At 37.3% G+C, this 24,806-nt stretch carries 24 protein-coding genes; 21 read left to right on the top strand and 3 right to left on the bottom strand.

Going from position 1 to position 24,806, the window contains the following annotated elements; genetic code table 11:
• Nucleotides 1-23: 23 nt before the first annotated feature.
• The 8 genes from recR (at nt 24) to dinB (ending at nt 5,995) form a co-directional block, all read left to right on the top strand.
• On the top strand, nt 24-620 hold the full coding sequence (gene recR / locus OZZ83_RS03840; RefSeq protein ID WP_002292338.1) for a recombination mediator RecR: 597 nt from the start codon (nt 24-26) through the stop codon (nt 618-620).
• A gap of 63 nt (nt 621-683) precedes the next feature.
• Nucleotides 684-1,328, top strand: a complete 645-nt coding sequence (gene tmk, locus OZZ83_RS03845; RefSeq protein ID WP_002345571.1) for a dTMP kinase — start codon at nt 684-686, stop codon at nt 1,326-1,328.
• 14 nt (nt 1,329-1,342) lie between these two features.
• Complete coding sequence (locus OZZ83_RS03850) at nt 1,343-1,672, top strand: cyclic-di-AMP receptor (RefSeq protein WP_002292340.1); 330 nt, start codon at nt 1,343-1,345, stop codon at nt 1,670-1,672.
• Nucleotides 1,673-1,685: 13 nt separating this feature from the next.
• On the top strand, nt 1,686-2,624 hold the full coding sequence (gene holB / locus OZZ83_RS03855) for a DNA polymerase III subunit delta' (protein ID WP_002292342.1): 939 nt from the start codon (nt 1,686-1,688) through the stop codon (nt 2,622-2,624).
• Nucleotides 2,625-2,659: 35 nt separating this feature from the next.
• The gene (locus OZZ83_RS03860; RefSeq protein ID WP_002335412.1) at nt 2,660-3,484 is read left to right on the top strand and encodes a PSP1 domain-containing protein; all 825 of its coding nucleotides are present in this window, start codon (nt 2,660-2,662) and stop codon (nt 3,482-3,484) included.
• Nucleotides 3,477-3,824 carry a DNA replication initiation control protein YabA gene (locus tag OZZ83_RS03865; protein WP_002288076.1) on the top strand — a complete coding sequence of 116 codons (348 nt, stop codon included), beginning with the start codon at nt 3,477-3,479 and terminating at the stop codon, nt 3,822-3,824. Before OZZ83_RS03860 ends, OZZ83_RS03865 begins: the two co-directional genes overlap by 8 nt.
• A gap of 68 nt (nt 3,825-3,892) precedes the next feature.
• Complete coding sequence (gene rsmI / locus OZZ83_RS03870) at nt 3,893-4,765, top strand: 16S rRNA (cytidine(1402)-2'-O)-methyltransferase (RefSeq protein ID WP_002314230.1); 873 nt, start codon at nt 3,893-3,895, stop codon at nt 4,763-4,765.
• Nucleotides 4,766-4,873: 108 nt separating this feature from the next.
• Nucleotides 4,874-5,995: a DNA polymerase IV gene (dinB, locus tag OZZ83_RS03875; RefSeq protein WP_002316927.1), complete on the top strand. Its 1,122-nt coding sequence runs from the start codon at nt 4,874-4,876 to the stop codon at nt 5,993-5,995.
• Nucleotides 5,996-6,048: 53 nt separating this feature from the next.
• Here the strand turns inward: dinB and nrdG are convergent, their stop codons facing one another.
• Together nrdG and nrdD are read right to left on the bottom strand one after the other, a co-directional pair.
• A complete protein-coding gene (gene nrdG / locus OZZ83_RS03880) occupies nt 6,049-6,651 on the bottom strand; it encodes an anaerobic ribonucleoside-triphosphate reductase activating protein (protein WP_002292348.1) in 603 nt (200 codons plus the stop codon).
• 557 nt (nt 6,652-7,208) lie between these two features.
• Nucleotides 7,209-9,398 carry an anaerobic ribonucleoside-triphosphate reductase gene (nrdD, locus tag OZZ83_RS03885; RefSeq protein WP_002292349.1) on the bottom strand — a complete coding sequence of 730 codons (2,190 nt, stop codon included), beginning with the start codon at nt 9,396-9,398 and terminating at the stop codon, nt 7,209-7,211.
• 319 nt (nt 9,399-9,717) lie between these two features.
• Between nrdD and OZZ83_RS03890 the strand changes: the two genes are divergently transcribed.
• From OZZ83_RS03890 to OZZ83_RS03940, 11 genes are all read left to right on the top strand, one after another.
• Complete coding sequence (locus OZZ83_RS03890) at nt 9,718-10,485, top strand: ABC transporter ATP-binding protein (protein WP_002310242.1); 768 nt, start codon at nt 9,718-9,720, stop codon at nt 10,483-10,485.
• The gene (locus OZZ83_RS03895; RefSeq protein WP_278023456.1) at nt 10,475-12,517 is read left to right on the top strand and encodes an ABC transporter permease; all 2,043 of its coding nucleotides are present in this window, start codon (nt 10,475-10,477) and stop codon (nt 12,515-12,517) included. The genes OZZ83_RS03890 and OZZ83_RS03895 overlap by 11 nt, the downstream gene beginning before the upstream one ends.
• A 279-nt stretch (nt 12,518-12,796) precedes the next feature.
• A complete protein-coding gene (locus OZZ83_RS03900; protein ID WP_002292353.1) occupies nt 12,797-12,946 on the top strand; it encodes a teichoic acid D-Ala incorporation-associated protein DltX in 150 nt (49 codons plus the stop codon).
• 10 nt (nt 12,947-12,956) lie between these two features.
• A complete protein-coding gene (dltA, locus tag OZZ83_RS03905) occupies nt 12,957-14,471 on the top strand; it encodes a D-alanine--poly(phosphoribitol) ligase subunit DltA (RefSeq protein WP_278023457.1) in 1,515 nt (504 codons plus the stop codon).
• A complete protein-coding gene (dltB, locus tag OZZ83_RS03910) occupies nt 14,468-15,673 on the top strand; it encodes a D-alanyl-lipoteichoic acid biosynthesis protein DltB (protein WP_086310134.1) in 1,206 nt (401 codons plus the stop codon). The genes dltA and dltB overlap by 4 nt, the downstream gene beginning before the upstream one ends.
• A 44-nt stretch (nt 15,674-15,717) precedes the next feature.
• A complete protein-coding gene (gene dltC, locus OZZ83_RS03915) occupies nt 15,718-15,951 on the top strand; it encodes a D-alanine--poly(phosphoribitol) ligase subunit DltC (RefSeq protein ID WP_002310246.1) in 234 nt (77 codons plus the stop codon).
• A 2-nt stretch (nt 15,952-15,953) separates the two neighbouring features.
• Complete coding sequence (gene dltD, locus OZZ83_RS03920) at nt 15,954-17,219, top strand: D-alanyl-lipoteichoic acid biosynthesis protein DltD (protein ID WP_002316928.1); 1,266 nt, start codon at nt 15,954-15,956, stop codon at nt 17,217-17,219.
• A 141-nt stretch (nt 17,220-17,360) separates the two neighbouring features.
• Entirely contained in the window at nt 17,361-18,443 is a 1,083-nt protein-coding gene (locus OZZ83_RS03925; RefSeq protein ID WP_002310248.1) for a M42 family metallopeptidase, read from the top strand.
• A complete protein-coding gene (locus OZZ83_RS03930) occupies nt 18,443-19,246 on the top strand; it encodes a DUF975 family protein (protein ID WP_002310249.1) in 804 nt (267 codons plus the stop codon). The genes OZZ83_RS03925 and OZZ83_RS03930 overlap by 1 nt, the downstream gene beginning before the upstream one ends.
• Nucleotides 19,247-19,315: 69 nt before the next feature.
• The gene (locus OZZ83_RS03935; RefSeq protein WP_025477114.1) at nt 19,316-20,056 is read left to right on the top strand and encodes an MBL fold metallo-hydrolase; all 741 of its coding nucleotides are present in this window, start codon (nt 19,316-19,318) and stop codon (nt 20,054-20,056) included.
• 10 nt (nt 20,057-20,066) lie between these two features.
• Nucleotides 20,067-21,071 (top strand): lipoate--protein ligase, encoded by a 1,005-nt coding sequence (locus OZZ83_RS03940; protein WP_002310251.1) that lies wholly within the window; start codon nt 20,067-20,069, stop codon nt 21,069-21,071.
• Nucleotides 21,072-21,117: 46 nt separating this feature from the next.
• Here OZZ83_RS03940 and OZZ83_RS03945 read toward each other — a convergent pair whose 3' ends face one another.
• The gene (locus OZZ83_RS03945) at nt 21,118-22,962 is read right to left on the bottom strand and encodes a hypothetical protein (RefSeq protein WP_278023458.1); all 1,845 of its coding nucleotides are present in this window, start codon (nt 22,960-22,962) and stop codon (nt 21,118-21,120) included.
• 210 nt (nt 22,963-23,172) lie between these two features.
• Between OZZ83_RS03945 and OZZ83_RS03950 the strand changes: the two genes are divergently transcribed.
• Both OZZ83_RS03950 and OZZ83_RS03955 read left to right on the top strand, forming a co-directional pair.
• Nucleotides 23,173-23,691 (top strand): signal peptidase I, encoded by a 519-nt coding sequence (locus OZZ83_RS03950; protein WP_002292363.1) that lies wholly within the window; start codon nt 23,173-23,175, stop codon nt 23,689-23,691.
• 127 nt (nt 23,692-23,818) lie between these two features.
• On the top strand, nt 23,819-24,502 hold the full coding sequence (locus OZZ83_RS03955) for an O-methyltransferase (RefSeq protein WP_002310254.1): 684 nt from the start codon (nt 23,819-23,821) through the stop codon (nt 24,500-24,502).
• Nucleotides 24,503-24,806: the final 304 nt, after the last annotated feature.

Consider the following 24,806-nt stretch of genomic DNA (forward strand, 5'->3'; position numbering starts at 1 on the left):
TTTAAACTGAAGGAGTAATGAATATGCAATATCCAGAACCAATTGCGAAACTGATCGACAGCTATATGAAACTTCCAGGAATCGGTCAGAAAACAGCGACAAGACTCGCGTTTTATACAATCGATATGAAAGATGAAGTAGTGAATGAATTTGCTAAATCTTTGTTAAGTGTAAAACGAGATTTACACTTTTGCAGTATCTGCGGAAATATCACAGAAGAAGATCCTTGTGAAATATGTAGAAATCCTTCACGTGATCGCAGCATTATCCTAGTGGTCGAAGAGCCGAAAGATGTAATGGCGATGGAAAAAATGCGGGAATATCACGGACTTTATCATGTACTCCATGGTGTGTTATCACCGATGGAAGGGACAGGTCCAGAAGATATCAATATTTCTTCGCTGCTGCAGCGGCTGCATGATGCAGATGTAAAAGAAGTGATCATCGCAACAAATGCGACAACAGAAGGAGAAGCAACAGCAATGTATCTCTCACGTCTAATTAAACCAGCCGGTATCAAAGTAACACGTTTAGCACATGGGTTGTCTGTAGGCTCTGATATCGAGTACGCAGATGAAGTCACGTTATTGAAAGCTGTCGAAGGAAGACGCGAGTTATAAATTTCTAATTAAAAGTTTTTTCAGATACAATATAGAAGCAGCATAAGAGATGGGGGCAACAATGTGAACGGACTATTTATTACAATTGAGGGGCCTGATGGTGCAGGAAAAACCAGCATCTTGAATGAACTTTTCCCTCTTTTGAAAGAAGTAGCAAAAACAGAAATCATTCAAACAAGAGAACCGGGAGGCATCCCGATTGCTGAAGAGATTCGAGCGGTAATCCTGGATCCAAAAAATGATCGGATGGATGAACGCACGGAAGCACTACTTTATGCGGCGGCAAGAAGACAGCATCTAGTCGAAAAGGTCTTACCTGCTCTGGCAAAAGGGAAAATCGTTTTATGCGATAGATTTGTCGACAGTTCTCTTGCTTATCAAGGTGCAGGCCGACGCATCGGCGTTACCGAGATTGCTCGGTTGAATGAGTTTGCTACAGAAGGTACTACGCCAGATTTTACCCTTTATCTTGACGTAGATTCAGACACCGGATTAAGAAGAATCAAGAAAAACAGACAAAACCAAATCGACCGTTTAGATTCGGAAGGTTTGGAATTCCACCAGCGTGTACGACATGCTTACTTAAAGCTGGCAGAAGAGAATCCGGAAAGAATCCACAAAGTTGATGCAAGAAAAAGCTTTGAAGAAGTGCTGCAAACAAGTTATCATACAATTATTGAACAATATCCGCAATTTTTTGGAAACTAGGAAGGTGAACGTTTATGAAAATTATTTTAGCGATTATCCAAGACAAAGACAGCAACCGTTTATCAAATGAATTGATTGATGCAAATATCCGTGCCACAAAATTATCATCGACAGGCGGCTTCCTTAAGGCTGGAAACAGCACGTTTATCGTGGGTATTGAAGATGATCGAGTAGAAGAAGCATTGGAAATCATCAAAAAAACATGTGAATCAAGAAAACAATTTGTATCTACACCTGTGACATTGGATATTTCGATGGATGGGGGCGTTCCTTATCCAGTAGAAGTAGAAGTAGGCGGCGCAACAGTCTTCGTCTTACCTGTTGAAGGATTCCATCAATTTTAGGAGGAGCTGAGCTATGAATCAAGAAATAAACTTGGCTCAAATGCAACCGATCGTGTATCAGCAGCTTCAACGGAGTTTTGAGCATGGGCGTCTCGCTCATGCTTATCTTTTTGAAGGAGAAAAAGGAACAGGAAAACATGAAGTAGGTGTGTGGCTCGCACAGCATCTGTTCTGTACCCAAATGGAAGACAATCAGCCTTGCGGAAAATGCAACAATTGTCAGCGAATCGAAAAGAAAGAACATCCGGATGTTCTGGTTATCGAACCGGACGGACAAACAATCAAAGTTGATCAGATCAGACGTTTGCAGACGGAATTCAGTCGCAGCGGATATGAATCAAGAAAAAAGGTTTTTTTGATTAAAGAAGCTGAAAAAATGAATAGCAGTGCGGCAAACAGTCTGTTGAAATTTTTGGAAGAACCACCGGGAGACTTTTTAGCGGTATTAGAGACAGATGCAGTAGGAAGGATTCTCCCTACTATTCAATCCCGTTGTCAAGTGCTGCATTTTCAAGAACTTTCGAAAGAAGCATTGATCCATCGATTGCAAGAAGAGCAGATTCCATTAGAAAAATCAAAACTTTTGGCTTTCTTAACAAACAGTTTAGGAAAAGCAGTTGAAATCTCTCAAGATGAATGGTTTAATGATGCTAAGGACTTGATTTATCAATGGTTCGTTTACTTGCAAAAGCAAGACACTCAAGCCTTTATCTATGTCCAAAAAAAATTAGTGAAATCATTTAAAGAAAAAACACAGCAGTTTACAGGATTATCTGTCCTGATGTTTTATTATCAGGAAGCACAACGTCAAGCAGTAGCGAAAGGCGAATATGGCAAAGTAAAACAGATAAACCAGATAATTGAACGAATATTGATCGCAGAGCAGAAACTACGTAGCAATGTCGGTTTTCAAGCTGTTGCGGAACAGTTCGTTTTGCAGACGATTTTTTAGCTTGCCGCAGAGGACGATAATCAAGGAGGATGGAAATGGTAGAAGTAGTAGGTGTCCGATATAGAGATGCAGGTCATATCTATTATTTTGCACCAGGAGACTCTGAATATAGTTATAATGACAAGGTATTAGTCGAATCTCAGCAATCCTTACATATTGCTACTGTTGTCCTTCCTAAAAAAGAGATTGATCCAAATGACCTTCCTGAAGCTATTCGTCCAATCTTGCATAAAGCGTCAAAAGCTGAACTAGAAAAAGACAAAAAAAATAAAGAAGATGCGTGTGATGCATTGCAAATCGCAAAAGAAAAAGTGCAGTTGCGTGAGCTGGAAATGAAAATAGTCAAAGCTGAATATACATTTGATCGAAACAAACTGATTTTTTCTTTTACGGCGGACGGGCGAATCGACTTTAGAGAATTGGTAAAGGATCTAGCCGCTGTATTTCGTACTCGTATTGAGCTTCGACAAATTGGTGTACGCGATGAAGCGAAGATAATAGGCGGAATTGGTCCATGTGGGCGTCCATTATGCTGTTCTTCTTTTTTAGGCGAGTTCGTGCCCGTATCGATCAAAATGGCAAAAGACCAAAGTTTATCTTTGAACCCAACAAAAATTTCCGGTTTATGCGGACGCTTGATGTGCTGTCTACAATATGAGAGCGAAGAATACGAGACAGCAAAAAAAGAACTCCCTGACTTTGGAAAAGTAATTGTTACACCTGATGGTAAAGGGAAAGTCGTAGGGTTGAATCTGCTTAGCCGTATCGTTAGTATTCGGCTGACTGGACGGGAAAATCCTGTCGAATATGAATGGGATGAATTGAAAGAATTTATCCAAGTAGGTGAGATAAATGGATAAGAGATCATTATACGACGGATTGAATCAGTTAGAATCAGAGTTGAGAAATACATTAACAGAACTTGTTGAAATGAAGCATGCTTTGCATGAGATCGTAGAAAAAAATACGACTTTGGAGATGGAAAATCAACGCTTGCGAGAACATCTTCGGGAATTGAATCAAGTTGCACAAGCTCCAGCTGAAAATGTGAAGCAAGAACTTTCCAAGTCTCGTATGAATCTTGAAAAAATTTATGAAGAAGGCTTCCATGTCTGCTACGATTTATATGGATCAAGACGGGACAATGACGAGCCTTGTGCGTTTTGTCTAGAAGTGATCTATCGCGAAAGCGGTCGATGATCAATAACAAGAGGAGACTGGAGCGGAGAAAGACTGCTCCAGTTTTTTTATTAAGGAGATTGTGACAGATGTATAATCAAAAAAGTTTCAAAGGAAATCCAGTATACGGAAATTTATATCTTGTACCAACGCCAATCGGAAATCTAGAAGATATGAGCTACAGAAGTGTTCGTATGCTACAAGAAGCAGACCTTATCGCAAGCGAAGATACGCGTAATACACAAAAATTATTGAATCACTTCGAGATTCATACACCCCAAAAAAGTTTACATGAACATAATTATAAAGAACGTGTCCCTCAATTGATTGCTTTGTTAAAAGAAGGAAAAACGATTGCTCAAGTCAGTGATGCAGGAATGCCTTCCATCAGCGATCCTGGACATGAGCTAGTTTTAGCTTGTATAAAAGAAGGGATTTCTGTGATCTCTATCCCAGGACCTACAGCTGGGATGACGGCTTTGATTGCTTCAGGGTTAGTGCCTCAACCATTTTTATTTTATGGCTTCCTTCCACGCAAGAAAAAAGAACAGAAAGAAACATTGGAAAAACTAAAAGAACAAACAGCTACGCTGATTTTCTATGAGTCACCTTATCGAATCACAGCTACGTTGACGAATTTCTTAGACATTTTTGGTAATCGCCAAGTCGTTTTGTGTCGAGAATTGACAAAGATCCATGAAGAATACCTTAGAGGAAGTACAGAAGAACTACTTGCATATATCGAAGAACATCCAGTAAAGGGGGAATGTTGTCTGCTTGTAGAAGGAAATTCGTTTGAAACGGCAGGGACAGAAGTGGATGAAGAGCAGGGAACCTTAAAAGAACAGGTAGAAGCAAAGATTGCATCAGGCGAAAAGCCAAATGCTGCTATCAAAGCAGTAGCGCTTAAAAATGGACTGAAAAAACAAGAAGTTTACCGTCAATATCACGAATTAGGCTGAAATAGTATAAGTAGTATACAATGAAGCGACAATGTGGAAAACAGCTACTAACTTCTCAAATCTCTTGAACGCGAACGAACGTTCCTGTATAATAGCTAAGAGGTGAGGATGATGGAGCTGCAATTTCCTTTACATAATGATACATCAAGAAAAATCATTCATATCGATATGGATGCTTTTTTCGCTTCTGTTGAAGAACGAGATCATCCTGAGTTTCGTGGGCACCCATTAGTAATTGCTAGACATCCCAGTGACACTGGTGGGCGTGGAGTAGTGACTACGGCAAATTATGAAGCAAGAAAATTCGGAATTCATTCAGCAATGAGTGCACAAAAAGCGTATGAGCTTTGCCCACAAGCCATCTTTAAGCCTGGCGACCATCATAAATACAGCGAGATTTCCAAACAAGTACGGGAAGTATTCTATCATTATACAGACATTGTGGAACCAGTTAGTATCGATGAAGCGTATCTTGATGTGACCGAAAACAAAATCAATTGCAAGTCAGCCATCAAAATCGCCCGAATGATCCAGGCAGATATTTGGGAAAGAGTCCAGCTAACATGTTCTGCGGGAGTAAGTTACAATAAGTTTTTGGCCAAATTAGCATCAGACTATCAAAAACCTAGAGGAATCACAGTAGTTGCACCTCAAGATGCTGTGCCATTTTTAAAAACTTTGCCAATTGAAAAATTTCATGGAGTAGGGAAGAAAACTGTACCTAGAATGCATGAGTTAGGAATTTATACAGGAAAAGACCTATATGAATGCACAGAAATGACGTTGATTCGAAATTTTGGAAAAATGGGCTATTCTCTTTATCGTAAAGTGAGAGGAATCCATGATTCTCCAGTAAATGTTACAAGAGAGCGAAAATCTGTGGGAAAAGAGCATACGTATGGACAGCCATTGCAAACGGAGGAAGCCGTGCTGGCTCAGTTGCGCCAACTAGCCGAAAAAGTAGAAGAAGCACTGAGAAGAGTCCAAAAACATGGGAAAACAGTGGTTTTGAAGGTCAGGTACACCGATTATTCTACTGTGACCAAAAGAGTGACATTGCCAGAATACATCTATAAAAAAGAAGCGCTCTTTTATCAAGCAAGTCTTATATGGGAGGAAATCTTGGGAGTAGAAAAAGGGATCCGATTGTTAGGAATCACCTTGACGAATCTTGACCCGATGACCTATGAAAATATCGTTCTTCCGTTATGGGGAAATCAAGAAATATAAAAACAGCTTTGAGAGTTGAAAATGGAAATCCGTTTTCTCTCTCAAAGCTGTTTTTATATCAAGTCTTGTTTTTTGATTTGTTCATAGGTTTCTGTTGCATCCGTACATTTTTCCCAAATCATAACTTGGTTGGATTCTAAAGATTTTTGGACATCAATGATTCGCTGGTTGCTGCTTCCTCGAAATTGTAGTTTTAGGTCACGTTTGCTCAATTCAAAGCGTCCGTCAACAAGGATATCGATTTGCGAAAGGAGTTCTAATTTATCTTCTGAATCTTGTAGCAATTCATCAAAGGTATAGCCTGTCCATGACCAGATATCTTTTGTCGTACCGAACTCTTTTCGGATACGTCGTACGACTTGCAAGCAAACATCTGTATTCAAAAAAGGCTCGCCGCCCAATAAAGTCAGTCCTTGTACGTAATCGTTGCGCAAGTCAGCGATGATTTGTTCTTCTAATTCAGGTGTGAATGGTTTGCCATATCGAAAATTTTGTGCCGCTTTGTTGAAGCAACCTTCGCAGGCGAATAAGCAGCCACTAACGTAAAGACTGTTACGGACACCTTCACCATCGACAAAATTAAACGGTTTGTAGTCAGCAATATAGTTTTGACTGTAGTCTTTTGCTAACCATTCTTTTGGTTTTGGATTTCTCATAAAAAAACTTCTTTCATTTAAGGTTCAAAGATATAGCTATTGAAGATAAAATCCACTCGACCATATAAATAAGAACAAACTGACCTAAATCCATTGTTCAAGAAAGCTTGTTCTTATTTTGATAGAGGGCGTTCAAAGATACAAAGCCATCGAAAGAGGGTGGTGAAAAAAGACTTGTCACAGCCTCTTATTCTGAATAAACGGTGTTCAAAAGCCAGTTTCTCGGTATTAAGTTCAATTTATGCAAAAATGTGGAAAGCCATTTTCACAAAATTTTTCTTAATACTCGAAACTAAGCGGCTTTTTCACAACCTCTCAATAAACGGTGTTCAAAAGCCAGTTTCTCGGTATTAAGTTCAATTTATGCAAAAATGTGGAAAGCCATTTTCACAAAATTTTTCTTAATACTCGAAACTAAGCGGCTTTTTCACAACCTCTGATAAACGGTGTTCAAAAGCTTGCATCTGTGGTAATAAGCCCAACTAAACGAAAAATATGAGGAGCTATTTTTGTTTAGCTGTTCTTATTACTTGATGCAGGACAGCTTTTTCACAACCTCATTTCATGTGTTTCACACGTGAGGAAATTTCTTTGTGGCGACCATGTACCATCGGACGAGCTTGTGGATTTCCTAAATAGCCACAAGTACGTTTGACTACATCACATGTTTTTGGGTCATGATTTCCACATTCTGGACATTCGAATCCTCGTTCTGTTGGTTTGAAATCACCTTCAAAACCACATTGGTAGCAATGGTCAATTGGCGTATTCGTACCAAGATACCCGATTTTATCATATGCAAAATCCCATACAGCTTCTAAGGCTTTCGGGTTTTGTTGGAGCATAGGGTATTCACAGTAGTGGATGAATCCACCTGAACAATATTTTGGATAATCCTTCTCAAATTCCAATTTTTCAAATGGCGTTGGGTTTTTACGCACATCATAGTGGAAACTGTTTGTATAATATTCTTTATCTGTGATGTTTTCGATGATACCAAATTTTTCTGTATCTAAACGACAGAAACGATCAGTCAGACTTTCACTTGGTGTTGAATAGACGCTGAAATGATAACCGTATTCATCACCCCATGCATCCGCATTGGCTTTTAATTCTTTGACGATGTCAAGTGTGAAAGCTTTTGCCTCTGGGTTTGTTTCCCATTCGCCACCGAAGAAAGCTGAAGCAACTTCATATAATCCAATGTAGCCTAATGATACAGTAGCTCGACGGTTTTTGAATAATTCATTGACAGAATCGGTACGTGAAAGACGTTTTCCGAAAGCACCATACATATATAAGATTGGCGCATTTGCTGGAATGGCTTCTTTACAACGTTCTACACGATAGAGAAGCGCATCTTTCATGATTTCTAAACGGTCAGACAATAGCTGCCAGAATTTGTTCTGATCTCCTTTTGATTCGATCGCGATTCTTGGTAAATTCAATGTAACCACACCTAAATTCATTCGTCCAACATTTACTTCTTGACCATTTTCGTCTTTCCATCCTTGCAAGAATGAACGACAGCCCATAGGTACTTTGAAACTTCCAGTTAATTCGACGATTTTGTCGTAATTCAGAATATCAGGATACATTCGTTTCGTTGCACATTCCAATGCTAGTTGTTTGATGTCGTAATTAGGATCTTCAGGGTTTAAGTTTACACCTTTTTTCAAAGTGAAGATCAGTTTAGGGAAGATAGCTGTGCGCTTTTCACTCCCTAATCCATTGATTCGGATCTGTAAAATCGCTTTTTGGATTTCTCTTTCAAACCAGTTTTCCCCCAAACCAAACCCTAATGAAGTGAAAGGGGTTTGCCCATTTGAAGTAAATAAGGTATTGATTTCATATTCCAAACTTTGCATAGCATCGAAGATATCTTTTTTGGTTTTTGCTTTTGCATATTCTTTTTGGCGTTCTGGCGAATCGATCCATTCTTCCGCGTCTTTTAGATGTTTTTTATAGTTCAATTCTGCAAAAGGAGCCAGCAATTCATCTGTTCGGTCGGCAGAACAGCCACCATATTGACTTGACGCAACATTAGCAATAATCTGTGAGATTTGTGCTGTCGCTGTCTGGATAGATTTAGGTGATTCCACTTCCGCATTTCCAATTTTGAAACCGTTGTTCAGCATACCTTTGAAATCAATCAAGCAGCAATTTGTCATCGGTGTGTAAGGATGATAATCCAAATCATGGTAATGGATATCACCTTTTTGATGCGCATTTGCTATATGTGGCGGCAACATTTTCAGTCCGATTGATTTTCCGACGATGCCGGCTGTTAGATCACGCTGTGTATTGAAAACATTACTGTCTTTATTTGCATTTTCATTCACGACAGTCTGGTCTTTGTTGATTAGTTTTTCAATCGAAAAGTTGATATCTGTCGCTTTACTACGAGCAAAATCCCGTTTTGTACGGTAATTGATATACTCTTCTGCTAATTCATATTCGTTTTTTTCTAATAAGATATGTTCCACGATGTTTTGAATCTCATAGATTTTGACATTTTCAGCAAACCGGCTTTTGATTTCTTGGACAACCAAGTCTGCAATCATTTGGATTTTTTCGTAAGTAAGTGGGGATAATGAGCCGTGAATTTTCTTTTCAGCTTTGATTAGTGCTTCGTTGATCTTTTGTTCATCGAAATCAACATGGCGACCATCTCGTTTGATAACTTTCATCTGGTGTGCCTCTGGTTGCTGAGTAACGACTGTTTTCTCTTCATAATTTACTTTCATTATCTTCAACTCCTGCTAAATTGTTCTTGTCTATCATAAAACAAAATTTAGGAAGGAGCAACTAATTATCAGCTATATATAGTATTCAATCTGCTGTATAATTGGATTTCTATACTATATGTAGTGTATATTTTATTGTGAAAAAAAGTGAAAACTTGTAGTTGATGGATTTATTTTTTGCATATTTAATTTAGCTGAATAAAATAATTGAATAAAATTTTTTTATTTGGGCTAAGAAAAAGTGACAAAAACATAAGAGCAAATTGTTCGTAGATATGCTACTATGCAAATAAACAGAAATGAAAGAGGAGAAGAAGAATTGGAAAAGATGATCGAAGTGAAACATCTCAGTAAAAGCTACGGTAGCAAACTTTCTCCCGTCAAAGCTTTAGATAATATCTCATTCACAGTCGAAGAAGGCGAATTTGTTGGAATCATGGGTCCAAGTGGTGCAGGTAAAACGACGTTGATGAATATTTTATCCACGATCAATTTGCCTACGATGGGTAGTGTCTTGATCCAAGGAAAAGAAATAACAAAAATGAAAAATAGTGAGCTGAGTGACTTTCGTCGAAAAAAACTAGGATTCATTTTTCAAGAATTCAATTTGATTGATACTTTAAATGCCAAAGACAATATCCTATTACCCCTAGCAGTTGAACGGATGACTAAGGAAGAGATGGAAAAGAGAGTAAGACACGTAGCTCAATTGTTGAATATAGAAGAACTGCTAAAACGATATCCAGATGAGCTTTCTGTCGGTCAGCGACAACGAATTGCAGCCGCTAGAGCCCTTGTTGTTCAGCCACAAGTAATCTTTGCAGATGAACCAACTGGATCTCTAGATTCGAAGTCGGCCACAGAATTGTTGAATTATTTACAGACTATGAATCAAAAAGAAAAAGCGACAATTTTGTTAGTCACCCATGACCCATATACAGCGAGCTACTGTGACAGAATTTTATTTATTAAAGACGGCGTGATTTTTTCAGAAGTTGTGAGAAGAGGGACAAGAAGGGAATTCTTTGAAAAAGTAATCGACATGCAGGCGACGATTGGTGGAGGAGGAAAAATGAATGCTGTATAAACTAGCCGTCAAAAGTTTTTTTCGGCAGTCCCGAGGGTATCTTGTTTATTTTTTCAGTTTGACTTTATCCGTGATGATTTATTATTCATTCAGCGCAATGACCTATGATCAATCTTTAGTTAGAAGAGCAAGTCCAGATACTTCGATAGATGGCGGATTGAGTTTTGGCGGACTGATCATTACTGTCGTTTTACTTTTTTTCGTATTCAGTGCCAACCGATTTTTTTTGAATAGAAGACAAAAAGAAATAGGTATCTATCAACTTTTTGGTATGAACAAACTACAAATTTCAGGCATATATGTGTTGGAAATCATGATAATCGGGTTATTTGCCTGTATTTTTGGGATATTGCTCGGTATTATTTTCTCCAAACTCTTTTCCATGATTTTGGTTCGAATGATGGATATGGATCTTAATAGTCCGTTTTTTATCTCCATTCCATCAGTCGCAGATACTTTATTTGCTTTTTTCATCATCCTTTTAGCAGTATCTGTGTATTCGATATGGAAAATCTGGCGCTACCCGATAATTCGAAGTTTTGGAGAAAAAGAACAAGCAGATAGTTCAACGATGCGTTTCAGAACAAGGCATCGATTACTCGCTGTCATTGGGTTATTGCTTTTAACGAGCGGATATTTTGGGGCTAGTCATTTTAGAGAAATCACTTCATGGATGGTCAGTCATCATTACCTTGAGACATTCATTCTCTTTTTGCCTTTTCTGATCTTTTTCATTTGTGTGATTGGTACTTATTTGTTTTTCTGCTATACATTTCGGCTCTTTTTGATCATATTGAGTAAATGGAAGCTCTATTACTATGGGATCAATTTTTTAATAATAGGTAATACACAAGTGCACCTGCTCAAAAGCTGGCGTACGAATTCTCTAATTACAGTCATTCTTGGAATTTCTTTAATGACGATTGGCGGTACGGCTAGTATTTCTACTATTTTATCGTATCAGGAGAAAATATCCTCCCCGATGGATTATCAGTTTGATGTCGAGACAGAAAAAAAAATCAAGCCTATTCTGGCAGAGGAAGGACAGAAGATAACTAAAGAAATCACCTTGCATTATAAAGTCATAGGTAGTATCTACAGACCAGATCTCGAAGAACCTATGTTTCAAACTGCTAATCTGATCTCAGAAACAGAATATCAAGCCTTCAGAAAAGTTAATCCGGATTTGCCGAACGTTTCTTTGAAATCTCCTAACCATACTGTTTTGCTTGATCAAATGCAAACTCTTTTTCGGAATATTTCATTATATGGTTCTAGTATTGGATTGCCAGATAATCAAGAGTTGAAGATTCAGCAAATGCTTCCAAGTGTATTAGGTGACGAAACGATAGTATATCTAAGTCCTGTACTAGTCGTGGATGATAACGTTTTTGAAAAAGCAAAAGGTGTAGATTATCAAGTAGTCAATGTGGATGTATCAGGTGGAAATAATGAAAAGATAGATGAACGATTGAGCAGTGAAATGTCGATAAAGTGGCTCAATGCTATTTATTATTCTTATGATATCGTAAATGGGCGTCTGCAAGGAGACATTAGTACAAAGAAACTGCCAGATGACAAAATGAAGGAAGCGCAGTTTAGTCAAGAAGGTTCTCGGTTGAACTTCTCTTCCAGCTATTCAAAATTGCGTGCAGTCAACCGACGGATTGGTATCAATATTTTTGTCACACTGTTTGTCGGAATGATCGTCATTATTGCTACTGGCAGTATTCTGACCGTTCGACAATTAGCAGAAGCAGAGGAAGAAAAAGAAAATTATCACCTATTAACTAAACTGGGGATACCACAAAGAAGAATTAGAAGGATGATTTTCGAGCAAAACGCACTTACCTTTTTTCCACCCATGATATTAGGAATCACTCATGCAGTATTTGCAATCAATGTTTTCACTCAGTATATCAAAACTGCCGATTATTGGCTGGCTTATCTTGTCAGTGGCTTATTGATCCTTATCTATCTTTTGCTTTATGTCATTACGAGTCAGTTATATTGTCGGATTATCGAGGAATGACAGGCGGAATAAGACAAGATAATAAAAAGTACTAAATTTTAAACACCATTTATTTGGAATAAGAGGTTATGACACGTTTTTGTCACAACCTCTTTATTTTTTATATTTTTTAAAATTACTAGAAATTATAAAGAAAAAAGCAGTGTTTTGATGTGCTATTTTTATAAAAGCTATGTGACAAAACTGTTAGTAAAAAAACGGTTTCTGTAAGCTAGACACATGTTTCTTTTTGTCAAAATTCGTTACACTTTGTGTGAGGTTATATGAGGAGGGAATTCAATGAACAAATGGTGGTCTAATCCAAAATTGAATTATTGGGGAAAATTCATCATTCGAACAATTTTTTATAGTGCGGTACTGCTGTTCCTAATCTACCTGTATCACTATAAAAATATTCAAGGAGGAACATTTATCTATAACGAATTTTAGGAGGAAGAGTATGGAAATCAAAACGATTATTGAAGCAATCGATGATTGGGGAATAAGCGAACCTGATCGAATTGCTTATCAGGCGGATGAGATGCATACTTTTGGAGAATTGAAACAAGCATCAGACGCACTTGCTTATTATTTAGAAGAAAAGGTAGAAGGGGATGGACCAATCGTCGTTTTTGGTAATTTAGAATTTGAGATGATTGTCGCATTTCTAGGAATTGTCAAATCTGGTCATGCTTATTTGCCAATTGAAGAACATACACCCAAAGAACGTATCCTGTCGATCTTTCGGGTGGCTAAACCATCTATGGTCATCAGTATTGGGAATTGGATAGAAGATATTCCTTCTGTTCCTGTCGTAACAAAAGAAGAATTTCAAGAAATCGAGAAGATACCAGTAGAATTTTATCCCAAAAATAGCGTAAAAGGCACAGAAAATTTTTATATTATTTTTACCTCTGGTACTACTGGAGAACCAAAAGGCGTACAAATCAGTCATGATAATCTAGTCAGCTTTGTTCAATGGACGATGGAATACTTTGGGATCAAGCCTGGGATGCATTTCTTAGCTCAAGCGCCATTTTCTTTTGATTTATCGGTATTTTCTATTTATCCTGCATTAGTTTCTGGTGGAATGCTGAAGCCGTTAAATAAAGCAGTTATTCAAGATTTTCGTCAATTATTCGCGACATTGCCTAACTTGAAGTTGAATATTTGGGTTTCTACTCCATCTTTTATGGATATTTGCTTGATGGAGCCTACCTTCAATGGAGAAAATGTACCAGAATTGGACATGTTTTTATTTTGCGGAGAAGAATTGACAAAAAAAACTGCAGAAACACTACTTGATCGATTCCCAAATGCACGGATATATAATACTTACGGCCCAACAGAAGCAACTGTGGCTATTTCAAGTATCCAGATTGATCAGCACATACTAGATAAATACGACCGACTACCAATCGGCTATGTAAAAAAAGACACCAAAGTTTCTATTGTCCAAGAAGACAAACTTGTTTCAAAAGGAGAAACTGGCGAAATCATTATTGCAGGACCAAGCGTATCAAAAGGTTACCTGAACAATCCAGAAAAAACAGCAGCTGCGTTCTTTTGTCAAAATGACTTAGCAAGTTACCATACAGGGGATGCAGGAAGGTTGGATGAAGATGGGCTTTTATTTTATGAAGGCCGTATGGATCAGCAGGTCAAATTGCATGGTTACCGGATCGAGTTAGGGGATATCGAACATTATCTGTTGCAAGACTCCCGGATCAAACAAGCCGTTGTCGTACCAAAATATCAAGGAACAAAAGTGCAGCAGCTTGTTGCTTTCATCGTATTAGAAAACATAACGAAACAACCGGATTTTCAACTGACCAAATCGATCAAAGAACAATTACTGCAAGTTGTGATGGAGTATATGATTCCTCAGAAGTTCCATTATGTCAATCTGCTGCCTCAGACAGTAAATGGAAAAATTGATCGAAAAAAATTAACAGCTGAGGTGAATCCTGAATGATGTTTCCTCATATGATCCCTTACGCAGAGCCGTTTTATTTTTTTCTTTTAGCCATTGCGCTTATACCAATCGTTCTATCTTTATTGATATGGAAAAAAAGATTACCAATTTATCAATCAGTGGTGACACTTTTCTTTTTATTTGTCAGCTTTGGAGGTACTTATTGGGAGCAGGGAACGGCGCTGATAGGGTATGTTTTTTGGCAGACAATCCTTGTATGGGGCTATTTTGTTCACCGGCAAAGGAAAAATCAAACAGGATGGTTTTACGCCGCCGTTATTTTAGCAATAATTCCACTGTTTTTAACGAAAGTGACTCCTTTTTTTGAACATGGAAAAGCATCGCTGCTTGGTTTTTTAGGAATCTCTTATTTAACCTTTAAGTCTGTGCAAATGATCATGGAAATAAGAGATGGCATGATCAAAGTATATAACCCATTTCGTTATATCCAGTTTCTGCTGTTTTTCCCGACAATATCTTCTGGACCCATCGATCGTTATAGGAGATTTGAAAAGGATCAGCTCCATCCACCTGTTCGTGATAAATATGTTGATCTCTTGGGAAAAGGCGTCCAAAATATTTTTGTCGGTTTTTTATATAAGTTCATTATCGGTTATTATTTTGGTCAAGTACTGCTCCCTGTAGTAGGGCGCATCGCATTACAGCATGGTGGGATTTCATGGGCGTTAGTGGGTTACATGTACGTGTATAGCATGTATTTATTTTTTGATTTTGCAGGTTACAGTTTGTTTGCAGTCGGTACAAGCTACATGATGGGGTATCAGACGCCAATCAATTTCAATAAACCATTTTTATCATGGAATATCAAAGAGTTCTGGAACCGATGGCATATGACCTTGTCTTTTTGGTTCCGCGATTACGTGTATATGCGGTTGATGTTCTTCATGATGAAGAAAAAAATCTTTAAAAGCAAGATCGTAATGTCAAATATTGGATATTTCGCTTTGTTTCTTCTAATGGGTGTCTGGCATGGATTGACGTGGTACTACATCGTATACGGTCTGTATCATGCTTGTCTGATCTGTCTAACAGATGCATGGATCCGATTTAAGAAGAAGCATAAAGATCAGTTACCTTCTAACAAATTTACGCATGGCGTAGCCGTATTTTTGACATTTCAAGCGGTATGTTTCAGCTTCCTGATTTTTTCAGGATTTTTAGATAAACTTTTTTTTAGCTAACGAATAGTGACATATTAATTTATATAACAAAGGAGAAAAGGAAAATGGAAGAACAAATTTTATCAATCTTAGAAGAAATAACAGGAACAGATGAAGTAAGAAAAAATCGTGATATTGATCTATTTGATGAAGGTTTGCTTGATTCTTTAGCATCTGTGCAATTATTAGTCGAGCTAGACGGAGAGTTGGATATCCAAGTCCCAGTCTCTGAATTCGAGCGGGAGGATTGGTGCACACCGAATAAAATCATTCAACAAGCAACTGCATTGAAGGGTTGAGTATGAAAAAGAAACTCTTTGCTATTTTTGGACCTGTTGTTCTCGCTTTTGGTCTGCTTGCCCTATTTTTCACTTCTTCCTATCGAGTAAATATTGATAACCCGGAAGTAATCAAGCGAGCGTCTTCATCTATGTCAGCAAATGTACTAAAGGGCGATGCAATAAAAAACAAAGCTTTGTCTGAAAAACAATATATCCCCTTTTTTGGGTCGAGTGAATTAAGCAGGATCAGTCCATTCCATCCGTCTGTTTTGGCTGAAAAATATGATAGAGGTTATCGTCCTTTCTTGCTAGGAGCGCCGGGAACACAATCATTAAGTCAATATATGATGATGCGATCTGCAGGGGATGATTTGAAAAACAAAAAAGTGGTGTTTATTATCTCGCCTCAATGGTTTGTAAAAGATGGTGTAAAAACAGATTATTTCAACACTTACTATTCTGAACTTCAGACCTATGATTGGTTGTTCTCATTGAAAAAAGTCACATCAGCTGATCGCTATTTAGCTAGAAGACTATTAACTTTTTCAAAAGTAAAAGAGAACGATACGCTGACAGGAATTCTACAAACGATTAAAGAAGGAAAGTTACCTTTACCTGAATCTTTGGATCAGTTGCACAGCCAATGGAACATGTTGAAGCGTGAGGATGAGATATTCAGTGATATCGGTTTGAAAGATCGTCAGCAAAAAATCGATCATGAATCAAAACGATTACCAGACCACTATCAAGAAACAGAATTATCCATTTTGGCAGATAAGATTGGAAAACAAGAAACGACAAATAATCCATTTGGTTTGAAAAACGATTTTTACACACATCGTATCCGATCCCACGAGCCAGAACTCAAACAGTCACAAAAAGATTGGGATTATCGTTTTTCACCAGAATTTTCTGATTTTCAGCTAATCTTGGATCAATTAGCAAAAAATCATAATGAAGTGTTGTTTATCATTCCACCGGTTAACGAGAAATGGAGCGATTATACCGGACTATCTCAAGAAATGCTACAAGGATTTGCCAAAAAAATCAAATTTCAATTAAATAGCCAAGGATTCAATCGAATAGCTGATTTTGTCAATCAAGCTGGTACCAATTATTTTATGGAAGATACGATCCATTTAGGGTGGAAAGGCTGGCTAGCCGCAGATCAACAGATTAGACCGTTCTTAGAAGAAAACCAGCTTCCTAGTAGGTACCATCTCGATGATGCTTTTTTCAGCAAAGCTTGGCAACAACAAGTACCAGATAAACTACGATTAAAATAAATAAAACAGGTGGAGGATATCTGCCTGTTTTATTTATTTTAGAATATTCTGAAATAAACAGTAAAAATACCAAGTTTGCCTGAACAAAAAACAAAAGCAATGGTATAATCACAATATGAATATAGAAATGGGGGAAAACATTTGGATACAAAAGAAGAACAGCTACTAATTGATTTGACTTCTGCAAAAGGAGTACCTGGGAATGAAGAAGAGGTAAGAGAAGTATTCAGAGAATATGCTAAACCATTCGCTGATGATATTTTTTATGACGGATTAGGCAGTGTGATTGCAAAGCATGGCGCTGGCGGAGGACCAAAAGTCTTTATTTCTGGTCATATGGACGAAGTTGGTTTTATGGTAACAAAAATAACCGAAAAAGGCTTCTTGGAATTCCAAACACTTGGAGGCTGGTGGGGACAAGTGATGCTTGCTCAGCAAGTTGAAATCAAAACACGAGAAGGAAAAATCATTCACGGGGTAATTGGTTCAAAACCACCGCATGTTTTAACACCTCAAGTAAGAAATAAACCATATGAAATCAAAGATATGTTTATTGATATCGGTGCATCAAACCAAGAAGAAGCCAAAGAGTGGGGCATACGTCCGGGAGATATGGTCACCCCATATATTGAATATAAACGAATGAACGGCAGTAAGTATTTGCTGGCAAAAGCATGGGATAATCGGATAGGGACAGCTGTTTCTTTGCGAGTATTGGAGAATCTATCTAAAGAAGCACATCCAAATGTTTTATTTGCAGGAAGCGATGTGCAAGAAGAAGTGGGCTTGCGAGGCGCTCGAACAAGCACGCACCTTGTAAATCCGGATATTGCTTTTGCTTTAGATACTGGTACAGCAGGTGATACTCCAGGAATGACACCAAAAGAAGCAGATTCGGTTTTAGGAAAAGGTCCACAGATTTTGATTTTTGATGCATCGATGATTCCGCACAAAAAATTATTGAATTTCGTTATCGATGTAGCAGAGGAAATGGCTATCCCATTCCAATATACAGTGATCTCTGGCGGTGGAACGGATGCAGGACAAATGCATTTGACAAGAGACGGCGTTCCTTCTGTAGCCATTACTGTTCCTGTTCGTTATTTGCATTCCCACACATCAGTGATCCATGAAGATGATTATTTGAATACAGTGAAGCTAGTTACTGAGTTAGTGAAACGACTTGATAGTGAAACAGTTGAAAAAATCCGGAGTTATGAATAATGAATAATAAAATGCCTATTTCTGAATATCGAAAAAAAGCGCGAGCTTCTTTGGAGAATCAATGGGGAATCAATGCTTGGCTTGTTTTCTTATCCATATTGTTCACGAGCGTCATACAGAATTTTTTTGACGGTTTCAGTCCTTTTACGGAAGAAAGCATGCAGCAAAACCTATTGAGTTTTCTAGTCGATAATTTGCTTTTATTCGCATTCAACTATGCATTGTTTTATATTGCGTTAGTAGTTGTACGAGGTGGCAGACCAAAAAGCAATCTTCTATTTTCAGTTTTTCAAAAAAAATATTTTGGTTCGATACTTGTCATCAATTTGATTAATTCAATCATCAACTGGTTGCTCAACAGTTTGATCTTTCTGCCCATGTTTTTAATCAGCGGAGTGAGTGCTTATACGCAGTTGCTTTTCAATTCAAGTACGGTACCTACGGATGTCATGCCAGGAGATTTTCTTGATATCAGCTTTGTTTTATCAACGGTAGGGATGATTTTTGTTTCAGCACTTATCATGAGCATCGTTGGCGGATTGTTCCAATTTGCTGCATGGACGAAGTTCGACTATCCTGATTTGTCGGTCGTACAATGCTTAAAATATGGCTGGTTCTTATTGAAAGATAGAATCGGTACGTATATTTTGTTGCAACTATCTTTTATCGGCTGGTATTTGTTAGGGGCAATCGCTTTATTCATCGGTCTTTTGTGGGTCATCGTTTATGTTAATGTATCAGTTGCAGAATTTTATGAACAAGCACGGATTGAAAAAGGTGGTCCAGAAGCCTATTTTGCTTAATCTGTAAGCAGTTTATTCATTAGAAAAATAACTTTTGTGGTAGGATAAATCTTTGAGGGGGAATATATGATGAAATTAACTGTTTTAGGCTGCTTAGGGGCGTATCCTTATAAAAATCAAGGGACAACAGGTTATTTACTTCAATCTGACGGTTTCAACTTGTTGATTGATGCAGGTAGTGCTACGCTCATTAAATTACAAGAACATCTTGATCCACTTGATTTGGATGCTGTGATCCTTAGCCATTATCATCATGATCATATTGCTGACCTTGGTGTATTACAGTATTACTGGCAACTTCATCCCAAGAGAGATCCGGAGACATTGCTTTCAATTTACGGGCACACAAAAGATTCTGTCCACTTTGAAGAATTGACGATGGCGAATGTCTCAAAAGGACATCCTTATTTTGAAGCCGAAGAATTAAAAATTGGTCCTTTTCTGATTACTTTTATGGAAACAATCCATCCAGTAGTATGTTACGCCATGCGAATCGTAGAAGAAGCAACGGGGAAAGTATTCGTATTTACAGGAGATTCAGGTTATTTGGAAAGTTTCGCTGATTTTGCGAAAGAGGCTGATTTGTTTCTAGCAGATACCTATCTATTTGAAGGAAATGAACATCATCATGCACATTTCACTTCAAAAGAAGCTGGAGAACTGGCGAAATCAGCTAACGTAAAGAAACTTGTACTTACCCATCTACCTCAGTTTGGCGACTTAGAACAATTGAAAAATGAAGCGCAAAAAGCAGCAGGTAAAGGGATAGATGTAGAACTTGCTGCAGTTGACAAAGTGTTTGACATTTAGGAGGAAGAACATGATTTTTGTACCAAATGAAAACCACGACCCAAGAATCAATTTAGCAATTGAACAATACTTGTTGCAAGAAATGCCATTAGATGAACCCATTTTGCTCTTTTATATCAATGAACCTTCAATCATCATCGGTAGGAATCAGAACACGATTGAAGAAATCAATCGAGATTATGTGGAAGAACATGGTATTCATGTGGTCCGCCGTCTAAGTGGAGGCGGAGCTGTCTACCATGATTTTGGGAACTTGAACTTTAGTTTTATTATGCCTGATGATGGTGATTCCTTCCGTGATTTTGCGAAAGTAACACAACCAATCATCCAAGCACTTCATGAATTGGGTGTTGCCGGGGCTGAGTTGAAAGGCCGAAATGATTTAGTCATTGATGGTATGAAATTTTCCGGTAATGCGATGTATGCTACCAACGGCCGGATGTTTGCTCATGGAACGATCATGTTCGACTCTGATATCAATGAAGTAGTCAATGCATTAAAAGTAAAAAAAGACAAAATCGAATCAAAAGGAATCAAATCGATCCGTTCTCGTGTGACGAATATCAAACCGTTTCTTCCCGAAGAAAAACAAAAAATGACAACGGAAGAATTTCGTCAAGAAATCTTGTTGAAAATTTTTGGTGTAGAATCAGTAGAGGAAGTAAAAACATACGAATTGACCGACGAAGATTGGAAAAAAATCAATCGAATCTCTGAAGAATATTACCGAAATTGGGATTGGAATTACGGAAAGTCCCCAGATTTCAATTTCTCTCGTCAAAAACGTTTCTCTATCGGTTCGATCGAAGTCCACTTGAATGTATCAGAAGGAATGATTAAAGAAGCAAAAATCTTTGGTGATTTCTTCGGACTAGGAGATATCTCTGATGTCGAAAAAAAATTGGTGGGACAGAAATATGATAAAGAATCTCTATCAAAAATAGTTGACCAAATTGATGTGAAAAAATATTTTGGTGCGATAGAATCAGAAGAATTACTTACCTTACTTTATTAAAAACAAAAAGCAGCGGAATCCTTATGTATTGGATTCCACTGCTTTTTTATATAGAATTCGAGTAATTTCGGGAAAGCTGAACAGTGATCCGATCAATCAATGTATCTTTTTCCTGCGTTAGTGTTCCAGTGTAACGATCTGCCACATCTTTCATCATCATCAAATCAAAGCGTTCCTGATCATCTAATTCTTCTGTGATACCTCGACTAAATATATTCGTATCATAATGTGCACTATGTTCGCAACAAATGACGAAATGATTCTCTTGCTCATATATCGACAAATGAATTTTTCGATACAGCGGATTTTCGATGGCATGAGTTTCTCTAAAGGAATGCTCTAGGGCATGAATCAAAAGCTGGGCTAGATCATCATCTTTGATAGGAAGCTCCTCCGGAAGTTCTGCTTCGAAGGTGATCTGGATATTCCGTTTATCAGCTAACTGTTGATAGCGCGCGAAAATCAGATTTGTCATCTGATGATTGCAAAAAGAACACAGCATTTCAAAATTTTTTGCTTCTTCCAAGATTGTTTCCACATATTTTTTTGCTTTTACTTGATCCGTATGCATTAAGTCTTGCAGATTTTCCATTTCCTGAACAAATTCTAAACGAAGCGTATTTACTTCTTGGATATGCTGTCGCAGTTGCTCATAATGCTGTTCCAGCAAATCGTTTTTGATTTTTAAGAAATCTACTTGTCTTCGGTCTTTATCTGTGTTCAGAATGTGGTCAATCAGATTGTAACTGATAATAACAATCAAAATAATAATGAATAAAATCGTAGACCAATTGATCGTCGTTTGATAAATACCTAGTGCTGTTTGGATATAAATCAAGCAGTGGATAATGGCAACCAAGACGATCCAAGGTGTGCAAACTACATAAAAACGATTGTTCTTATATGCTTCACCAATGCAGGTAAGCGAAGTGACTAGAGTACTGATAACACTAGCTATATTAGCAATTGGCATCAATTCAGGAAGTTCAGCAGAAGTAAAAGCTGCATAAAGCAGAACACCAGAAAAGATCGAAAGCTGGATTATACAAAAAATCCCATACCATTTTTTATAATAAATCATCCGGCTCCAATAATAGCAGATAATGAAAGACGAGGTTAGGATAATAAATAAATGAGATAAAAAAGAGTGAACGAATGGTTCAAAAAGGATGCCACTTAAAATATCTTCTGAAACAGCTTCAAATCCTAATGCCAAAGCAAAGCAGCTTAAGATAATCAGCGAGTATTCAAGCCGTTTTTGTTTGTACATCAAGTAGATAGTATAGATAAACGTCCCAATAGCAATGAAAACTGCAATGATCATCGTTAATACTTGTGGTACTGATTGAGAATAGATAAAACCGATTAACGGACCAGTTGTACCCAGATAGACTTTCGGCGGTAACCCAGCGTAGTTCTGATAAGGAGATGAGACAGAGATCATCAATTTTTTTCCGATGTAATCTGATGGTAAATCTATCACAGCCAGTGATAGTCCAGGGTTGCTTTCTGCGTCGTAATCTTCCCGTTGGTATAAAATGTTTCCGTTTAGATACACAGTAATCCATTGATGATTTCCTTTGATTAGTAAATTTGCTTCGTTCAACGGTTTCTCAAGTGTCGTTTCCATAATAAATGTTTCGTCTTTGTCTACGGTAGGAATCGTACGAGTGTACTTGCTGTCAAACTTAAAATCAGGATCATCTTTTGAATAGAAAACCCATGAATCTTTTATTTCTTTCATTTGATTACTATTAGCAGGAGAGAAGATAAAATAGAAGAAATAAGCAATCCCTGCTAAAAATAACACTGATAATATAATTATTATGCTCCATTTTATGCGCATATAGAAAGATTCTTTTTTATTATATATGTTATTAAAAAAAGCCATAAAGGTATTCCTTTCTAAAACTTGTAATTTTAGGGTAAACGTTTTTTTAACTATCGTCAATTATTTATAATAAAAAATGAGATAAAGATGAGGAAATAGAATCAAAAAACGTCGTTGTCATAAAAATGTGTTTTTACAGTTATAATTTGAAAAAAAATTATCGTTATTATATGATTAAGAAGGATTGAAGAAAGAAAGGAGCTGAAAACGATGCCTGATTATAAAAAAATAACTTTTGTTAGTTCTGTAACACTGATTATATTTTTAATACTTATTCTTCTCGTCGTCTTGGTTCCTCGAATTTTTGGATTGACTCCTTACATTATTGAGGATAGAGAAATGAACCCATATTATGCACAAGGAAATCTGATATATGTACGACCAAAAAATACAGATGAGATTTTAGTCGGAGATATTATTACATATTATGAAAATTCAGGTAAAAAAATCTCGACACGTCGCGTAATAGCCATTGAAAACAACTACAACGACTTTTATACAAAAGCTGACACACGGACTTATATCGAGCCTGGAGTAGTAAAAAAGAGAAATATTATCGGTAGTCCAATCTTCCAGATTCCATATATTGGTCTGGTCCTTTCAAAAACAGCATTTGCATGGATCCAGGGGTTATTCTTTACGATTGCTTTTTGCTTAACAGGAATCACAGCTTGGAATACTTTTGTAGAGTTGAAGAAGAAGCGGAGACGAACACAGAAATTTTTGTGAGAATGTTGAAAAAGACAAATATATTCAAGAGATACCACTACTCTTCTGAACGAGTGATACGGAAAACACTAATACAGCTTGTAGATTTAGCTAGTTGTTCGTATAATGTGTAAAGAGGAGGAGTAGTATGCGCAATGAAATGATGCATCGTCCTGTAGTCAAAGAAGAACTATTGGACTTTATGCGTACCCAGCAAAAAAAATTACCGGGTGAGCTAGGCAAATTGGAAGAAGAAGCTCATGTAGCAGAAGTACCGGTTATTCCCCACGAAACAGTTGTATTTTTGAAATTTTTACTTGGACAAATTCAGCCTGAACGAATCTTAGAGATCGGTGCAGCTATCGGTTTTTCATCAAGTGTCATGGCGACAACAATCGGAGAAAACGCTCATGTTACGACCATTGATCGTTTCGATGTCATGATCGAGAAAGCGAAAAAAAACTATGAACGTCTAGGATTGACAGATAAAGTAACCTTGCTTGAAGGGCAAGCCGCAGATATTTTGCCTGAGTTGTCTGGTCCATATGACTTTATTTTTATGGATAGTGCAAAATCAAAATATATTGAATTTTTACCTGAATGTTTGCGTTTGTTACGAAAAGGTGGCGTTTTGATGGTAGATGATATTTTCCAAGGAGGGACGATCTTGCTCCCTGATGAAGAGATTCCTCGTGGCAAACGAGCTATCCATCGTAAATTAAATGAATTCCTTCGTGTCGTGATGAACCATCCTGATTTGACATCGACCATCTTACCATTAGGCGATGGTGTAATCTTAATGACAAAAGAATCAGAAGAAATCGATTTGTGATACATGATTATGACAATCAGTAAGTGATTGATTATATCAAGGAATCCATCTAAATTTGATGTGAAAGAAACTGTATTTGTAAAACAACTGAAGGAAATAGTGAATAGATTGAAATAAACAGGAGTAAGCATGAAGACAGTGCAACTCCTGTTTTCGACTGATAACCTTAGAATAGATGGAATCGAATGTGTCTTTTCAAAGGATTGATTTGGTAGTTGAATTAAAATAATTGGCTATTTGCTAATTAAATAACTATTTCGTATTGACAGAAGCAATTTAATTATCTATAATTATTGATGTTCCG

This window comes from Enterococcus sp. E5-162, assembly GCF_035725965.1.
GTDB lineage: Bacteria > Bacillota > Bacilli > Lactobacillales > Enterococcaceae > Enterococcus_B > Enterococcus_B lactis.

What these genes read in the sequence shown, in the direction of transcription:
- recR (WP_002292338.1), top strand. Translation starts at nt 24, where the DNA reads ATGCAATATCCAGAACCAATTGCGAAACTGATCGACAGCTATATGAAA.
- OZZ83_RS03850 (WP_002292340.1), top strand. Translation starts at nt 1,343, where the DNA reads ATGAAAATTATTTTAGCGATTATCCAAGACAAAGACAGCAACCGTTTA.
- holB (WP_002292342.1), top strand. Translation starts at nt 1,686, where the DNA reads ATGAATCAAGAAATAAACTTGGCTCAAATGCAACCGATCGTGTATCAG.
- OZZ83_RS03860 (WP_002335412.1), top strand. Translation starts at nt 2,660, where the DNA reads ATGGTAGAAGTAGTAGGTGTCCGATATAGAGATGCAGGTCATATCTAT.
- OZZ83_RS03865 (WP_002288076.1), top strand. Translation starts at nt 3,477, where the DNA reads ATGGATAAGAGATCATTATACGACGGATTGAATCAGTTAGAATCAGAG.
- rsmI (WP_002314230.1), top strand. Translation starts at nt 3,893, where the DNA reads ATGTATAATCAAAAAAGTTTCAAAGGAAATCCAGTATACGGAAATTTA.
- dinB (WP_002316927.1), top strand. Translation starts at nt 4,874, where the DNA reads ATGATGGAGCTGCAATTTCCTTTACATAATGATACATCAAGAAAAATC.
- nrdG (WP_002292348.1), bottom strand. Translation starts at nt 6,651, where the DNA reads ATGAGAAATCCAAAACCAAAAGAATGGTTAGCAAAAGACTACAGTCAA.
- nrdD (WP_002292349.1), bottom strand. Translation starts at nt 9,398, where the DNA reads ATGAAAGTAAATTATGAAGAGAAAACAGTCGTTACTCAGCAACCAGAG.
- OZZ83_RS03895 (WP_278023456.1), top strand. Translation starts at nt 10,475, where the DNA reads ATGCTGTATAAACTAGCCGTCAAAAGTTTTTTTCGGCAGTCCCGAGGG.
- OZZ83_RS03900 (WP_002292353.1), top strand. Translation starts at nt 12,797, where the DNA reads ATGAACAAATGGTGGTCTAATCCAAAATTGAATTATTGGGGAAAATTC.
- dltA (WP_278023457.1), top strand. Translation starts at nt 12,957, where the DNA reads ATGGAAATCAAAACGATTATTGAAGCAATCGATGATTGGGGAATAAGC.
- dltB (WP_086310134.1), top strand. Translation starts at nt 14,468, where the DNA reads ATGATGTTTCCTCATATGATCCCTTACGCAGAGCCGTTTTATTTTTTT.
- dltC (WP_002310246.1), top strand. Translation starts at nt 15,718, where the DNA reads ATGGAAGAACAAATTTTATCAATCTTAGAAGAAATAACAGGAACAGAT.
- dltD (WP_002316928.1), top strand. Translation starts at nt 15,954, where the DNA reads ATGAAAAAGAAACTCTTTGCTATTTTTGGACCTGTTGTTCTCGCTTTT.
- OZZ83_RS03930 (WP_002310249.1), top strand. Translation starts at nt 18,443, where the DNA reads ATGAATAATAAAATGCCTATTTCTGAATATCGAAAAAAAGCGCGAGCT.
- OZZ83_RS03935 (WP_025477114.1), top strand. Translation starts at nt 19,316, where the DNA reads ATGAAATTAACTGTTTTAGGCTGCTTAGGGGCGTATCCTTATAAAAAT.
- OZZ83_RS03940 (WP_002310251.1), top strand. Translation starts at nt 20,067, where the DNA reads ATGATTTTTGTACCAAATGAAAACCACGACCCAAGAATCAATTTAGCA.
- OZZ83_RS03945 (WP_278023458.1), bottom strand. Translation starts at nt 22,962, where the DNA reads ATGGCTTTTTTTAATAACATATATAATAAAAAAGAATCTTTCTATATG.
- OZZ83_RS03950 (WP_002292363.1), top strand. Translation starts at nt 23,173, where the DNA reads ATGCCTGATTATAAAAAAATAACTTTTGTTAGTTCTGTAACACTGATT.
- OZZ83_RS03955 (WP_002310254.1), top strand. Translation starts at nt 23,819, where the DNA reads ATGCGCAATGAAATGATGCATCGTCCTGTAGTCAAAGAAGAACTATTG.